At 65.8% G+C, this 14,668-nt stretch carries 14 protein-coding genes and 2 pseudogenes; 8 read left to right on the plus strand and 8 right to left on the minus strand.

The features are described from left to right. The first annotated feature begins 50 nt into the window (after positions 1-50). On the plus strand, positions 51-677 hold the full coding sequence (locus JFY56_RS01440) for a LysE family translocator (protein WP_208311708.1): 627 nt from the start codon (positions 51-53) through the stop codon (positions 675-677). 3 nt (positions 678-680) lie between these two features. Here JFY56_RS01440 and JFY56_RS24320 read toward each other — a convergent pair whose 3' ends face one another. From JFY56_RS24320 to JFY56_RS24335, 4 genes and pseudogenes are all read right to left on the minus strand, one after another. Next, entirely contained in the window at positions 681-1,793 is a 1,113-nt protein-coding gene (locus JFY56_RS24320; RefSeq protein ID WP_268968830.1) for a sensor histidine kinase, read from the minus strand. Positions 1,794-1,859: 66 nt separating this feature from the next. After that, a pseudogene (locus JFY56_RS24325) lies at positions 1,860-2,465 on the minus strand (response regulator); the annotation flags it as partial. Between the two features lie 35 nt (positions 2,466-2,500). After that, complete coding sequence (locus JFY56_RS24330; protein WP_328824807.1) at positions 2,501-3,703, minus strand: PAS domain-containing sensor histidine kinase; 1,203 nt, start codon at positions 3,701-3,703, stop codon at positions 2,501-2,503. Then, positions 3,680-4,291: pseudogene (locus tag JFY56_RS24335) on the minus strand (response regulator); the annotation flags it as partial. The gene JFY56_RS24330 and the pseudogene JFY56_RS24335, both read right to left, overlap by 24 nt. A 321-nt stretch (positions 4,292-4,612) precedes the next feature. Between JFY56_RS24335 and JFY56_RS01455 the strand changes: the two are divergent. After that, on the plus strand, positions 4,613-5,269 hold the full coding sequence (locus JFY56_RS01455; protein ID WP_208311711.1) for a DsbA family oxidoreductase: 657 nt from the start codon (positions 4,613-4,615) through the stop codon (positions 5,267-5,269). Positions 5,270-5,500: 231 nt separating this feature from the next. Here JFY56_RS01455 and JFY56_RS01460 read toward each other — a convergent pair whose 3' ends face one another. Next, positions 5,501-5,836, minus strand: a complete 336-nt coding sequence (locus JFY56_RS01460; RefSeq protein ID WP_208311712.1) for a ribonuclease E inhibitor RraB — start codon at positions 5,834-5,836, stop codon at positions 5,501-5,503. Positions 5,837-6,024: 188 nt separating this feature from the next. Between JFY56_RS01460 and ptrC the strand changes: the two genes are divergently transcribed. Next, a complete protein-coding gene (gene ptrC / locus JFY56_RS01465) occupies positions 6,025-6,216 on the plus strand; it encodes a type III secretion system co-regulatory protein PtrC (RefSeq protein ID WP_208311713.1) in 192 nt (63 codons plus the stop codon). A 121-nt stretch (positions 6,217-6,337) separates the two neighbouring features. Here the strand turns inward: ptrC and JFY56_RS01470 are convergent, their stop codons facing one another. From JFY56_RS01470 to JFY56_RS01480, 3 genes are all read right to left on the minus strand, one after another. Next, positions 6,338-6,967, minus strand: a complete 630-nt coding sequence (locus JFY56_RS01470) for an eCIS core domain-containing protein (protein WP_208311714.1) — start codon at positions 6,965-6,967, stop codon at positions 6,338-6,340. A gap of 295 nt (positions 6,968-7,262) precedes the next feature. Beyond that, a complete protein-coding gene (locus JFY56_RS01475) occupies positions 7,263-8,369 on the minus strand; it encodes a WD40/YVTN/BNR-like repeat-containing protein (protein WP_208311715.1) in 1,107 nt (368 codons plus the stop codon). A gap of 10 nt (positions 8,370-8,379) precedes the next feature. Further along, entirely contained in the window at positions 8,380-8,649 is a 270-nt protein-coding gene (locus tag JFY56_RS01480; protein ID WP_208311716.1) for a MoaD/ThiS family protein, read from the minus strand. Between the two features lie 167 nt (positions 8,650-8,816). Here JFY56_RS01480 and JFY56_RS01485 point away from each other — a divergent pair, with 167 nt between their 5' ends. The 5 genes from JFY56_RS01485 (at position 8,817) to lysA (ending at position 14,468) form a co-directional block, all read left to right on the plus strand. After that, a complete protein-coding gene (locus tag JFY56_RS01485; protein WP_208312531.1) occupies positions 8,817-9,002 on the plus strand; it encodes a hypothetical protein in 186 nt (61 codons plus the stop codon). A 115-nt stretch (positions 9,003-9,117) separates the two neighbouring features. Beyond that, positions 9,118-10,482, plus strand: coding sequence for a glutamine synthetase family protein (locus tag JFY56_RS01490; protein WP_208311717.1), 1,365 nt, complete (start codon positions 9,118-9,120; stop codon positions 10,480-10,482). Positions 10,483-10,637: 155 nt separating this feature from the next. Next, on the plus strand, positions 10,638-11,951 hold the full coding sequence (locus tag JFY56_RS01495; protein WP_208311718.1) for an NAD(P)/FAD-dependent oxidoreductase: 1,314 nt from the start codon (positions 10,638-10,640) through the stop codon (positions 11,949-11,951). A gap of 248 nt (positions 11,952-12,199) precedes the next feature. Further along, positions 12,200-13,147 carry a LysR family transcriptional regulator gene (locus JFY56_RS01500; protein WP_208311719.1) on the plus strand — a complete coding sequence of 316 codons (948 nt, stop codon included), beginning with the start codon at positions 12,200-12,202 and terminating at the stop codon, positions 13,145-13,147. A gap of 76 nt (positions 13,148-13,223) precedes the next feature. After that, a complete protein-coding gene (lysA, locus tag JFY56_RS01505) occupies positions 13,224-14,468 on the plus strand; it encodes a diaminopimelate decarboxylase (RefSeq protein ID WP_208311720.1) in 1,245 nt (414 codons plus the stop codon). Positions 14,469-14,668: the final 200 nt, after the last annotated feature.

A 14,668-nucleotide genomic window follows, 5' to 3' on the forward strand; every position in this document is an offset into this window, starting at 1 on the left:
AAGCAACTCGAACCAGGACCTTCCATCCCAGCCCAGCGAGCCCCTCACCGATGAACCTGGAAACCTGGCTGCTCTTCAGCAGCGCCGCCCTGATCGTGATCCTGATTCCCGGCCCGCTGTCGCTGCTGATGGTCAGCAACAGCCTGAACTACGGCCTGCGTCGCTCGTTGCCGGCGTTCCTCGGCGGGGTCAGCGCGTCGATCTGTCTGCTCAGCGCCTCGGCTCTCGGCCTCGGCGCCCTGCTGGCGGCATCGGAGAAGTTGTTCAGCGTGCTCAAAGTCCTCGGTGCGCTCTACCTGTTCTATCTCGCCTGGCAGAGCTGGAAGGAATCGCGCATCGCCGGCAAGCCGCGGACTGCCGAGGAGCAGCCGGTGAACCCGAGCTTCCGCAGCATGTTCTGGAAGGCTTTCGGCCTCGGTGCGAGCAACCCGAAGGACCTCCTGTTCTTCGCCGCCTTCCTGCCGCAGTTCCTCACCACCGCACACCCGCTGTGGCAGCAGTTGCTGCTGATGATCGCCACCTGGGCCGTGCTGGATTTCGCCTGCAAGCTGTTCTACGGCCTGAGTGCCCGCGGTGCCGCGCACTTCCTCCGTTCCGGCAGGGGCCAGGCCTGGTTCAACCGTGGCAGCGCTGCGCTGTTCGCCACCGCCGGCGGGGCTTCGCTGCTGAGCCGTTGAGGCTCATTCACTGGCAGCCGGCAACCTCAGCCGCACCGTCACCCGGGTACCCACGCCCGGCTGGCTGTTCAGCTCGATACGGCCGCCCATCAGCCTGACCAGCCGCTCGCACAGCGTCAGGCCGATTCCGGTGCCACCGCGCAGCAGTTGCTGCTTGTCGGGCACCTGGCGGAACGGTTCGAACAGGTGCTCCAGCTCGTCCGCGGCGATGCCGATGCCGCTGTCCTCCACCTCCAGAGCAACCTCGACCTCTCCGCCGGCAGTCCCCACCATGTCCAGATGCAGCACCACAGCGCCGTGGTCGGTGAACTTCAGGGCATTGCTCACCAGGTTATCCAGCACCTGCCGCAGCCGCCCGCCATCGACCCGAACCCGCGACTCGCGGACCTGTCCCTCCTGCAGGCGCAGCTCCAGCCCCTTGGCGATGGCAGTTGGGCGGTAGTCGGACAGGCAGGCATCGATCAGCTTGCGCAGGTCGTGCGGCCGGGGATCGAGGGCGCCCCTGCCGGCGTCCAGCTCGATGAAATCGTCGAGGTCGGAAAACACGCCCTGCAGATTCTCCGCGATCTCCCGCACCGCCTTGAGCAGGTCGCGTTGCGCTTCATCGACGGCCGGCCGCGCCAGTACCCGCTCCAGCGTCCCGGCGATGCCTTGCACGGCCGCACCGATCTCGCGGGTCACGGTCGCGGCGAATGCGCTCTTCACCTGTTTCATGGACTCCGCGCGCAAGGTCGAATCGCGCAGTTGGCGTACCAGTTCCTCGCGCTGGGTGTGGTCCTCCGAGCCGCAGAACATGCCGATCAGCTTGCCATCGGTATCCTCCAGCGGCTTCGACCAGATGGAGAGCGTGCGCCGTCCCGTCTGTCTATCCGCCACACGATCGACAGACACCAGCTTCTGCTCGGCCACCCCTTCGAGGAAGGTCTCCTGGACCAGTTGTGCTTCTTCCGGATCGATGTAGCTGGGGAGGTCGGCGAGGCTTGAGCCGATCGCTTTCTCCCGGGTCGTGTCGGCCAGCTCCAGCCAGGCCTGGTTACAGATCATCAGCCGCCCATCGGGGTCGCGCAGGGTCAGCGGAGTCGGCATGGCATCGATCAGCTTCTGCAGGAACTGCATTCTTTCCCGCTGTTCCGCATCCAGCCCGCCGCCCCCATGCTCCTCCAGTTCTCCGCCGGCCGTCGCGAGCAGGCCGTGACGCCGGGCGATGTCCACCAGTTCAACCAGAGAGGTGGCATTCAGCTTGTGCATCAGGCGCACCTTGTACGTGCTGACGGTCTTGTCGCTGATCGCCAGTTGCTCGCTGATGGCGACATTGTTGAAGCCGCGCGCCAGCAGTTGCAGTACCGTCAGCTCGCGAACCGAAAGCCCCTGCAGTGCCTCGTCCGCATGGCCGGCGCTGCTGAGGGCATGGCCGGGGAAATAGCTCTGGTCATTGAGCAGCGCCTTCACCGCCGCCTTCAGTTCGTTCGGGTCCTGCTGCTTGCTGACGAAACCGCGGGCGCCGGCCTGCAGGCAACGCCCGGCGAAGTACTTCGAGTCCTGGGTGGTCAGCACAAGGACCCTGCAACCCTCGTCCAGGGCCAGCAGACGCTGGATGACTTCCAGCCCACCAAGCCCCGGTATCGACAGTTCGAGGATCACCAGGTCCGGAACCAGGCGCCGGGCCAGTTGCAGCGCCAGCGGGCCGCTGTCCGCCTCGCCGACGACCTCATGCCCCTCCGACTCCATGAGCAGGCGGACCGCGTGCCGGGTCACCGGCTGTTCATCGACGATCAGGATGCTGCTCATTCGCTCTCTCCCTATCTTCAGAAGGCTCCATGGACTCAAACACCGGCCACGGGCAGCACCAGCCGCACCGTGGCGCGCGTGCCTTGCTCCGGCTGGCTGCTCAGGACGATGCTGCCGCCCATCAGCGCCAGCAGCTCGTGGCACAGGGTCAGCCCCAGGCCGGAGCCGCCGCGCAGCAGACGCTGCTGGTCGGGCAACTGGCGGAACGGTTCGAACAGATGCTCCAGCTCGGACTCCTCGATGCCGATGCCGCTGTCTTCCACTTCCAGCGTGACCTCGACCTGACCCTTGCCGCAGCCCGTGCTGTTCAGGCGGCAGACCACCCCGCCGCTGTCGGTGAATTTCAGGGCGTTGCTCAGCAGGTTGTCGAGCACCTGGCGCAGGCGCTTCGCATCGACCCACACGCGGGACTCCTGCAGGCGGCCGACCTGCAACTCCAGCGCGAGCCCCTTGGCCTGCGCCTGTTCGCGATAACCAGCGACACAGGCTTCGAGCAGGCTCCGCAGATCCTGCGGTTGCGGAACCAGATGCACCCTGCCGGCCTGCAGCCGGCTGAAATCCTGCAGATCGGAAAACAGGTCCTGCAGCCGGGTAATCATGGCGTACGCGACCTTCAGCGGTTCGCGCTGCGTGTCGTCGATGACCGGCTGGGCCAGCGCCAGATCGATCATCGCCGAGATGCCGCGGAACACCCCGCGAACCTCCCGGCTCATGGTGGCAGCGAAGGCCGTGCGGACGCGATCCTCCGCCTCCATGCGCTGCGCCGTGTCGTTCAGCTCGCGCAACAGCTCATCGCGTTCGGAGTGGTTCTGCGAACCGCAGAGCATGCCGATCAGCTTCCCCTCGGCATCGTGCAACGGCTTGGCCCACAGGGTCAGTACGCGCCGGCCAAGACGGCGGTCGTCGAACACCCGCTCGAACGCCGTCGGGATACCCTGTGCCACCGCCTGCAGGTAGTTTTCCTGGATCGCCCGGCCATCCTCTTCCGAGTAGCTGGGCAGATCGGTGTAGCGGGTGCCGATCAGTTCCTCCCGGCTAACCCCGGTGATGTCCACGAAGGCCTGGTTGCAGATCAGCAGGCGCCCGTGGGTATCGCGGACGACGAGGGTTCCCGGCACGGCATCGATCATCTTCTGCAGCAGTTCCAGCTGCTCACGCTGACCGGGCTCCAGGCTGGCGTCCTGCCCCGCATCGGCCTCGTTGCCGGCGGCCTCGATCAGACCGCTGCGGCGAGCGATATCCACCAGTTCCACCAGCGAGGTTGCCTGCAGCTTCTGCATCAGGCGCACCTTGTAGGTACTGACGGTCTTGTCGCTGATCGCCAGTTGCTCGCTGATGGCGATATTGCTGAAGCCGCGCGCCAGCAACTGCAGAACGGTGAGTTCACGCACCGACAGCGCCTGCACGGCGCCGCTCTGCTGCTCCTGCCCCACACCCTTGAGCACATGGCCGGGGAAATAGCTCTGGCCGTTGAGCAGCGCCTTCACCGCGGCCTTCAGCTCGTGCGGGTCCTGCTGCTTGCTGACGAAGCCACGGGCGCCGGCCTGCAGGCAGCGCCCGGCGAAGTATTTCGAATCCCGGGTAGTCAGCACCAGGATATTGAAGCCCTGTTCGAGCGCGATCAGGCGCTGGATCACTTCCAGCCCGCCGAGCCCGGGTATCGACAGTTCGAGGATCACCAGGTCCGGCACCAGGCTGCGCGCCAGTTGCAGTGCCTGCGGGCCGCTGTCGGCCTCGCCTGCCACCTCGTGACCTTCCGACTCCATCAGCAGACGAACCGCGTGCCGCGTCACCGGCTGCTCGTCGACGATCAGGATACGGCTCATCCAGCGCCTCTCCACAATTTCCTATGGCTAATCTTTCAGGTTAGATGGCAACGGCCGGCCCAGTGATTCGCCGGATGTAACAGCATATATCGAATCGGACGCAGGCTTAGCAGGAATCGCTATTTGCGGATATCGGCAAACCCAGTCCCTCTCCAGCAACGGCCGGTCACAGGCGGGCTCATCGGCGATGCGCTCGACCGGGAAGTCGATCAGCAACAATTGCGCGTTCAGTGACTTGAATTCGGAACAGTGGCTGCGGGGCTGGTCTTGGCCGCAGTGCTGGCCCATTCTTGGTGAATTGGACTTCCGGAGAGCCTGGCAATGAGCAAGACCCTCACCATCGACTTCATCTCCGACGTGGTCTGTCCCTGGTGCGCCATCGGCCTGAACGGCCTGCTCGCAGCCATTCGCCGGCTCGGCGACGAGGTGGACGTGGAGCTGCACATCAAGCCGTTCGAGCTGAACGCCGACATGCCGCGGGAAGGCGAGGACCTGGTCGAGCATCTCAAGCGCAAGTACGGCATCGACGCCGACGAGATCGCCCGCAACCATGAGAACATCCAGGCGCTCGGCGCGGAAGTGGACTTCCACTTCGACCTGCACAAGCGCACGCGCATCTACAACACCTTCGACGCCCACCGCCTGCTGCACTGGGCCGCCCAGCAGCACCGCGACGTGGCGCTCAAGCAGGCGCTGCTGCACGCCTACTTCGGCGAAGGGCGCGACCCGAGCGATCCCGAGGAGCTGCTGTCGCTGGCCGTGGAAGTCGGCCTGGATGCGGTGCGCGCGCGGGAAATCCTCGACAGCGATGTGTACGGGAACGAGGTGGTCAAGGCGGAGGAGTTCTACACGAGCCACGGCATCCATGCGGTGCCGGCGGTGATCGTCAACAGCCGCCAACTGATCTCCGGAGCGCAATCCAGCGAGTACTACGAACAGGCGCTGCGGCAGATAGCCAGGGATGTGCCGGGGGTGTAGCAGGCCATGCGTGCGATGCGCGAGGTGAACTCCTGCAGCGCAACACGCCGAAGCGGAAGGTGGACAAGCTTCGCGTCGCACCCCAACTCCGAGCAGGGTGGAAAACGGCGAAGCCTTTTCCACCGTCGGCATGTCCAGGCTACTCGCTGAATCCCGTAGGGCGGGTGCAACCCGCCAAGCCATTACTTACTTGCTGGCGGGTTTCACCCGCCCTACGTCAACGCGTCTGGATCAGAGCGCGGACCAGCCGTCAGTCTTGCCGCCCAGTTCTTCCGAGTGTTCCGCCAGCAGCGACTCGTAGGCGCTGATGTTCTCGTGGGTAGGTTCCATCACCGGGTAAGCCAGCACCTGCCACGGTAGTTGGTCGTTGCCATCGTATTCCGAGCAGGCCACTTTCTGGCCGTTCTGCAGCAGCATGACGGCGAACTCCATGGCTGCCTGCTCGTCCGGGAAGATCACGGCAAACTCCACTTCACGCTCGAACGACAGATCCTCACCGTCCTCCTGCAGAGCCCAGAGGGCGTCGCCGATCTCGTCAGCCGGGAATAGTTGTATGTCGCGGGTCATGTGCTGGCTCCAGAAAAGGGGAAAGACACCCAGTTGAGGTTGGGTGGCATCCCCACAGCATACCTGCCCCGCCCCAGCCGTGCCGGAAAATCTCGCCGCAGCCGCATGGCTGTGCCCGCCGCCCCCCAACACGAGTCGGCACGTTTCCTGCGTAGGCCCCTTCATCCGCCCCCAGGGAGGGTACTGAGATGTACGGCCAGAAAGACCTGACGCACCTGGCGTATCGCATTACCTACATCACCATGGAAGACCAGAACCTGCAGTTCGAAACGCAGATCGCCATTACCAGCGAGTCCGGAGTCCTTGCGCTGTGGCAGGCGCCTACCTTGCCCTCGGAGCGCAAGGAACTGCGCGAACTGCTGCTTCAGGAGCAGCCGTGACGTATCGCGCACGACCGATAACGCCAGACCGGAAAGTCCGCCACCCAGTGCCTGGCGATCTCCTCCCGCCGGCAGATCCACACCTGATCGTAATCGAGAAGACGTGCCAGCCGAACAGCGCTCAGCGGCTGACCTGGCCCTCGCTGACCGCCTTCTGCGCGCGCAGCGCCTGGGCCACGCGGCTGCCCATCTGGTAGGCCGGCGCTTCGACGCTGTTGAAGTCGTGGCTGTAGCGCGTGGCGAACTCCTTCACGCCCCACTGCTGGTACTGCTCGACATGCTTCAGCTCGTGGGCCCAGAGCGGGATGTTCTCCATGGCGTCGTTGAGGTTGCGGAAGACGATGACGTCCACCAGCGTCACCGCTTCGGTGTCCGGGCTCTGCATCACCGCGTTGCCGATATTGAACTGGTCGCCGCTGCCGATCTTGAAGCGCGCCGCATCCAGCACCTTGCTGTCGTAATACGGTTCGAGCTGCTTGCGGATATCCGCCGGGATCGGCTCGCTGCCCTCGCGCAGGGCCGCCGCGCGCGACTCGAGAATCCACGACTGCAACGCGGAGGCGGCGATTCCGCCAAGGTCTTCCTGCATGGTGCCGAAGATCGGCCGGGGATCGGGAATGCACGTACAGGTGGCAATGCACACTTCGCTCTGCCCTTGCGGACAGGCTTGCGCTTGCACGCCAGAGGAAACGGCAACGCCGAGGGCCAGGGCCGCCAGGCGCAGGGAGGCAGTCAGGGAAATGGAAGACATCGGGCATTCCAGGGAGAAAGGGGCAGTCCGGAGCGCAACGCTGCTCCGGTTTCGCTTTGATATCAGAGTTTGCCTGGCGTTCCCAATGGCGGCTGGAGATTTGGTACAGGAGTTTTCCCGGCTTGGGTTGCTCCGGATACCCAATCGCGCGCCTTTCCCCTCACCTGAAGGGAGAGGGGATTGTCCGGTGTCGCCGGATCGCACGCTGTATCAATCCGCTCCACAGTGCCCCCTCTCCCTCCGGGAGAGGGTTGGGGTGAGGGCATCATAATGCACCCGTCGTCGAACACCGCACCTAGCCAAAGCGCACGCAATAGACCGGTGGCAGGTGCGCCGACAGGCAGCTCCAGCTGTCGCCGCCGTTCTCGCTGAGCCACAGGCCGCCGGTGGTGGAGCCCATGGCCAGGCAGTCGCCGTCGTCGTCCACCGCCAGGCAGTGGCGATAGATCAGGTCGTAGGCCGGCGCCTGCGGCAATCCGGCATCGAGGGTTTCGAAGGTCTTGCCGCCGTCGCGGGTGCGGGTGACGACGAAGCGGCCGTCCACCGGCACGCGGCATTCGTCCTTCGCGGCGGGAACGAACCAGGCGGTATCCGGCTTTGTCGGGTGCACGGCGACGGCGAAGCCGAAGCTCGACGGCTGCGCGCATACGTCATGCCACTGCATGCCGCCATCGCGGGAGGCGAAGATGCCGTTGTGGTGCTGGACCCACAGCACGTCCGGTTGCGCCGGGCAGTGCACCAGCCGGTGCGGGTCCTGGATCGCCGATTCCTCGCTCAACTCCGGCGGCATGTAGTCGGCGCGCATCCCCTTCGTCGTACAGTTCCAGTTGGCGCCGCCGTCACGGGTCTGCCAGACGCCGCCGCAGGACACCCCGACGGTGACGTGCCGGCTGTCGCGCGGATCGACGCTCACCGAGTGGATGCCCGGCCAGTCGTAGCCGCCGCCGAACCAGCGGGCGCGCTCGGGGCGGTCCCACAGCGGGCGGTTCAGTTCCCAGCTATCGCCGCCGTCGGCACTGCGGAACAGTCCGCCGGGAATGGTGCCGGCCCAGAGCACATCCGGCTCGGCGGGACCGCCGGTCTCCAGGCACCAGATCTGCTGCAGGCTCCAGGGCGCCGGCGGGGCCTCGCCCTCCTTCGGCTCGGGCAGCGGGTCGGGCTGCGGCGGGTAGACCGGCACCGCGCATTCCTGCCACTCCTGCCCTGCCCGCTGGCGCCACAGTTTCACGCCGAAGTGGCCGAGGTTGAGCGAGGCGTACAGGGTTTCGTCACGGGGATCAGACAACAGCATGCTGACCGGTTCGCCAAGGAAATCCTTGCGCGTCTCGCTCCATTGGCCGCCCGTGTCACGCTCGAAGGTGAATAGCCCCTTTCGGGTGCCGACCAGTAGTCGATCGTCCATAGCAACCTCCTCAGCCGCCTGAAAGCGCTTGTACTACATAGATCTCGCTCCCCGTTTCGACCGGGTCGCTCAAATGGTCACGGTCGCGCATACGCAGGCCGTCCACGAAGATCACCAGGTGCCGGCGCAGGCTGCCCTGGTCGTCGAGGATGTAGCCACGCAGGCGCGGCTCGCGGGCGAACACCGCCTGCAGCGCCTCACCGACCGTGCGCGCCGCCACATCCTGCTCCTCGCAGGGAACATGTCGCTGGATGGAGGGTGCGAAGACGATATGGGCCATGGGCGAACCGCGCTGCTCGGAAACCTTTCCAGTCTAGTCGTCTGGGAAAGGCGCCCATCGACAGCACTCAGTTTCGATTCTGCTAAACCAAGTATCTTGAAAATCGCATTTAATCAATCTATCCGCCTGTGCGAGGCTGTCCGGCATCTTCGGTCCCGATCGACTTCATGCTCCCGCCCTTCGCACTCGCCAGCACTGACACCTTCGCCCCCGCCATGGGCGGCGGAGTCCATCTGTCCGGCGAGCGCAGCCAATGGCGGCGCCTGCAACCGCTGACCCTGCCTCTCGAACTGGCCTTCTGGGCGCTCTGGCATTGCCGCCATGCGCGTCCACCGGATGCTGCCGCGCACTGAACCGGCTCAGCCGGCCTGAACGCATCCAACCCCTTTTCGCCTGCCCCGCTCGTCCTGCGAGCGCGCTTTCGTGCAGGCCGTCCATGCGCCCATAGAAGGCGCTATCGAGAGCCCAATGAACTTCGCCTCCGAGCAAGAAGCCCAGGATTTCCTGACCCAGAACCCCGATATCGAAATGGTCGAGCTGTTCATCCTCGACGCCAACGGTGTGCCGCGCGGCAAGCTGCTGCACCGCGAGGAACTGCTCGCCGTGTACCAGTCCGGCCGCCCGCTGCCGAGCACCATCCTCGGCCTGACCATGCATGGTGAGGACGTCGAGGATTCCGGGCTGGTCTGGGATGTCGGCGATATCGACTGCCGCGCCTACCCGCTGGCCGGCAGCCTGGTGCGCCTGCCGTGGCGGAAGATTCCCACCGCCGCGGTGCAGGTCAGCATGCATCCGCAGGAAGGCAAGCCGGCGGATATCGCCGATCCGCGCCATGTGCTGGTGCGGGTGATCGACCAGCTGAAGGCCGACGGCTACCACCCGGTGATGGCCTGCGAGCTGGAGTTCTACCTGCTCGACGCCAAGCGCGACGCCAATGGCCGCCCGCAGCCGGCGCTGGACAGCGACGGCGGCCGGCCGCGCTCCACCCAGGTCTACGGCCTGCGCGAACTGGAGCAGATCGAACCGTTCCTCGCCGACCTCTACGCCGCCTGCAAGGCGCAGGGCATTCCGGCGCGCACGGCAATCTCCGAATACGCGCCGGGCCAGGTGGAGATCACCCTGGAACACGGCGACGCGCTCACCGCCATGGACCAGGCGGTGCGCTACAAGCGCATCGTGAAAGGCGTGGCGCACAGCCACGGCATGCAGGCCTGCTTCATGGCCAAGCCGTTCGCCGAGATCGCCGGCACCGGCATGCATATGCATGTGTCACTGGCCGATGCGCAGAGCAGGAACCTGTTCGCCAGCGAAGACCCCGCCGGCACCCCGCTGCTGCGCCAGGCGGTCGGCGGCATGCTCGCCAGCCTGCTCGACTCGCTGCTGCTGTTCTGCCCCAACGCCAACTCCTACCGACGCTTCCAGGCCAACAGCTACGCCCCGCTGGCGCCGACCTGGGGCGTCGACAACCGCACCGTGTCGCTGCGCGTGCCGGGCGGGCCGGCCTACACGCGGCATATCGAGCACCGCATCTGCGGCGCCGATGCCAACCCGTATCTGGCGGCGGCAGCGATCCTTGCCGGTATTCATCGCGGTATCCGCGAAAACATCGATCCGGGCGCTCCCGTCGAGGGCAATGGCTATGCCCAGGCCAAGGAATTGCTGCCCACCGACTGGCTGACCTCGCTGCGCGCGCTGGAACGATCGAGCTGGACTCGCGATGCGCTCGGCACCGCATTCCTTGGCGTCTACCTGGCCGTGAAGCGTGCGGAGTATCGACAATTCATGGGCGAGGTCGGGGAGCAGGATTGGCGCTGGTATCTGACGCAGGCGTGAAGAGCCCCTCACCCTAACCCTCTCCCAGGGGGAGAGGGGACCGTATCGGCGCTCCGATTACATCCCGCCGCACCGTAAAACCCCCTCTCCCTCCGGGAGAGGGCTGGGGTGAGGGCCAACGCCTCCACCCAAGGATTCAGAAAGGACAAGAACAAATGAACGCCGCATTGCAACACCCGAAACCCGCCGCCGAACGCGCGCTCTCCTACTACTCCGCGTCCCTCAACGAGGAAACCCACTACCCCACCCTGCAAGGTGAAGTGAACGTCGACATCGCCATCATCGGCGGCGGCTTCACCGGCGTGGCCACAGCGGTGGAGCTGGCCGAGCGCGGCTACAAGGTCGCCATCGTCGAGACCAACAAGGTCGGCTGGGGTGCCAGCGGACGCAACGGCGGGCAGGTCACCGGCAGCCTCTCCGGCGACGCCGCGATGAGCAAGCAGATGCGCCAGTGGCTGGGCGACGACGTCGACGATTTCATCTGGCACCTGCGCTGGCGCGGTCACGACATCATCAGGAACCGCGTGGAGAAATACGGCATCCAGTGCGACCTGAAGTTCGGCCATCTGCACGCGGCGATGAAGCCGGCGCACATGGACGAGCTGAAAGCCTCCCATGAGGAAGCCCAGCGTCGCGGCATGGGCGACCAGGTCACCCTGCTGGACGCCGCCGGCGTGCGCGCCAACCAGGGCAGCGATATCTACTGCGGGGCGCTCAGGAACACCCGCAACATGCACCTGCACCCGCTCAACCTTTGCATCGGCGAGGCGAAGGCAGCAGAGAGCCTCGGCGCGCTGATCTTCGAGCACTCCGAGGTGCTGGATATCGTCCATGGCGAGCGTCCGGCGGTGGTCACCGCGAAGGGCCGGATCAACGCCAGCCAGGTGCTGCTGGCCGGCGACGTCTACCACAAGCTGGAGCGCAAGCAGCTCAAGGGCATGATCTTCCCGGCCATGGGCGGCATCGTCACCACCGCGCCGCTGGGCGAGCTGGCACAGCAGATCAATCCGCACGACCTGGCCGTCTACGATTGCCGCTTCGTCCTCGACTACTACCGCCTGACCGGCGACGGCCGCCTGCTCTTCGGCGGCGGCGCCAACTATTCCGGGCGCGACTCGCGGGATATCGCCGGGGAGCTGCGGCCATGCATCGAACGCACCTTCCCGCAACTCAAGGGCGTGCAGATCGATTTCCAGTGGAGCTGCGCCATGGGCATCGTGATGAACCGCATCCCGCAGCTCGGCAAGCTGTCGCAGAACGTCTGGTACTGCCAGGGCTACTCCGGCCACGGCGTGGCGACCACCCACATCATGGGCGAGATCATGGCCGAGGCCATGAGCGGCAGCCTGGAGAAGTTCGACACCTTCGCCCGCTGCAAGCACATCAAGGTGCCGCTGGGCGACCTCTTCGGCAACCCGATGCTGGCGGCGGGGATGTGGTACTACCAGATGATGGAGAAGTTGCGCTGAGGCCAGGTGGCGGGTTGCACCCGCCCTACCGGCTGCGCTGACCGTTTTCCCCCGGGATGGTGGATGGAAGAGCGCCATCCACCCTACGCTTGGGGTTCGGGGTGGATGTAGGGTGGTGTTGAGCGAAGCGATACCCACCATGGGCTGCGATGGGTATCGCAAGCTCAACCCATCCTACGCCAACCGTGGGGTATTTCGGCGGGTAACGGGGTAACCTCTATCCGCCCTGTTCCCAACCGATCTCGCCCATGATCAGCCTCCGCCACATCGAAGTGTTCCGCGCCGTGATGACCACCGGCAGCGTCACCCGCGCCGCGCACTACCTGCATACCAGCCAGCCCACGGTCAGCCGCGAGCTGGCGCGGCTGGAGCAACTGGTGGGCTTCGAGCTGTTCCGCCGTGAGCGTGGCCGGCTGTCGCCCACGGCGCGGGCGTTGATGCTGTTCGAGGAGGTGGAGCGCTCCTTCACCGGGCTGGAGCGCATCGTCGCTTTCGCCGGCAGTCTCGGCCAGTTCGCCGAGGGGCGTTTCTCCATCGGTTGCCTGCCAGCCTTCTCCCAGGCATTGCTGCCGGCGGCGTGCAAGCGCTTCAGCCAGGCCAATCCAAATATCGGCATCGAAATCACCGCCCTGGAGTCGCCGCGTCTGGAGGAACAGCTCAGCGCGCAACGCCACGACATCGGCCTCACCGAGCTGGACGAGGCGCCGCGCGGCACTGAGTTGCAGGCGCTGCTGCGGGTCGACGAGGTCTGCGTGCTGGCCGACGATCACCCGCTGCTGCGCCACCCGCGCCTGTCCGCCACGCATTTCCGTGGCGAGGCGTTCGTCAGCCTGGCGCCCGGCGACCGCTACCGGCAGTTGATCGACGGAGTGTTCCAGGCCGCCGGTATCGAGCGCCACCTGCAGGTGGAGACCGACAGCGCGGTGTCCGTCTGCGCGATGGTCAAGGCCGGGCTGGGCGTCGCCATCGTCAACCCGATCACCGCGCTGATGTTCCACGGCCAGGGCCTGCACCTGCGCCCGCTGGATTTCTCCCTGCCGTTCCAGGTCAATCTGGTGAAGCCGCTGTACCGCCCCGCCACGCCGCTGCGCGAACGCTTCGTCGAGGCCCTGGGCAAGGAAATCGCCGGCTTGAGCGAGCGCTTGGGGGCGCTGGGCGTGGCCTGTTCCCAAGGCATCCATATCAGGAATGAATAGATCAACAAAGGCCAGGCATTAACAGCCTCCATGAATGGCGCGGTAGACTAGCGCGATCTAGCCTTGGAGCCCATTCATGAAAAGCCTTCCCCTCGCCCGCGCAGAAGAACTCGTCCAGCGCTTCGGCACCCCGCTGTGGATCTACGACGCCGAGGTCATCCGCGCGCAGATCGCCCGCCTGCAGCGCTTCGACACCATCCGCTTCGCGCAGAAGGCCTGCTCCAACCTGAACATCCTGCGCCTGATGCGCAAACAGGGCGTGAAAGTCGACGCGGTATCCCAGGGCGAGCTGCAGCGCGCACTGGCCGCCGGTTTCTCGTGCCGCGACAACGAATCCGACATCGTCTACACCGCCGACCTGCTCGACCGCGCCACCCTGGCGGCGGTGATCGAGCACAAGGTGCCGGTCAATGCCGGTTCCATCGACATGCTCCACCAGCTCGGCGAAGTGTCCCCCGGCCATGCGGTGTGGCTGCGCATCAACCCCGGCTTCGGCCACGGCCACAGCAACAAGACCAATACCGGTGGCGAGCACAGCAAGCACGGCATCTGGCACGAGGAGCTGCCGGAAGCGCTGGCGGCGATCCGCGCCCACGGCCTGCGCCTGGTCGGCCTGCACATGCACATCGGCTCGGGCGTGGACTACGCGCACCTGGCCGAAGTCGGCAACGCCATGCTCGAACTGGTCCGCGAAGTGAAGGCCGAGGGTCACGACCTCAGCGCACTGTCGGCCGGCGGCGGCCTGTCGATTCCCTACCGCGCCGGCGATCCGGAAGTGGATACCGAGCACTACTTCCAGCTCTGGGATGCCACCCGCAAGGCCGCCGAGGAACTGCTGGGCCATCCGCTGCACCTGGAGATCGAACCGGGCCGCTACCTGGTCGCCCAGGCCGGCTGCCTGCTCAGCGAAGTGCGCGCGACCAAGGACGTCGGCCGCAACCACTTCGTGCTGATCGACGCCGGCTTCAACGAGCTGATGCGCCCGTCGATGTACGGCAGCTACCACGGCATCAGCCTGCTGGCCGAGGATGCCGCCGCGCGCGAAACCATCGATACGGTGGTGGCCGGCCCGCTGTGCGAGTCCGGCGACGTGTTCACCCAGGGCGAAGGCGGCAGCGTGATCCCGCGCAACCTGCCGCGCGCGCAGGTCGGCGACCTGCTGCTGATCCACGATACCGGCGCCTATGGCGCGTCGATGTCGTCGAACTACAACAGCCGTCCGCTGATTCCGGAAGTGCTGCTGGATGGCGAGGAAACCCGGCTGATCCGCCGTCGCCAGAAGGTGGAAGAGCTGCTGGCGCTGGAGCTCGATCCGAGCTGATAGCCATCACTTCCGGAGGGCGAATCGGGACAATCGGATTGGCGGGTTGCACCCGCCCTACATCGTGCGACGTAGGTTGGCACTGAGCTTGCGAAGCCCAACGGTGCCACGCCCGACAGATGTTGGGCTTCGCTGCGCTCAGCGCCAACCTACGGCCACTCCCGCCTTCATCGGAGGGCGGGGTTGAGCGAAGCGATACC

The organism is Pseudomonas schmalbachii, from assembly GCF_017589465.1.
Classification (GTDB): Bacteria; Pseudomonadota; Gammaproteobacteria; order Pseudomonadales; family Pseudomonadaceae; genus Pseudomonas; species Pseudomonas schmalbachii.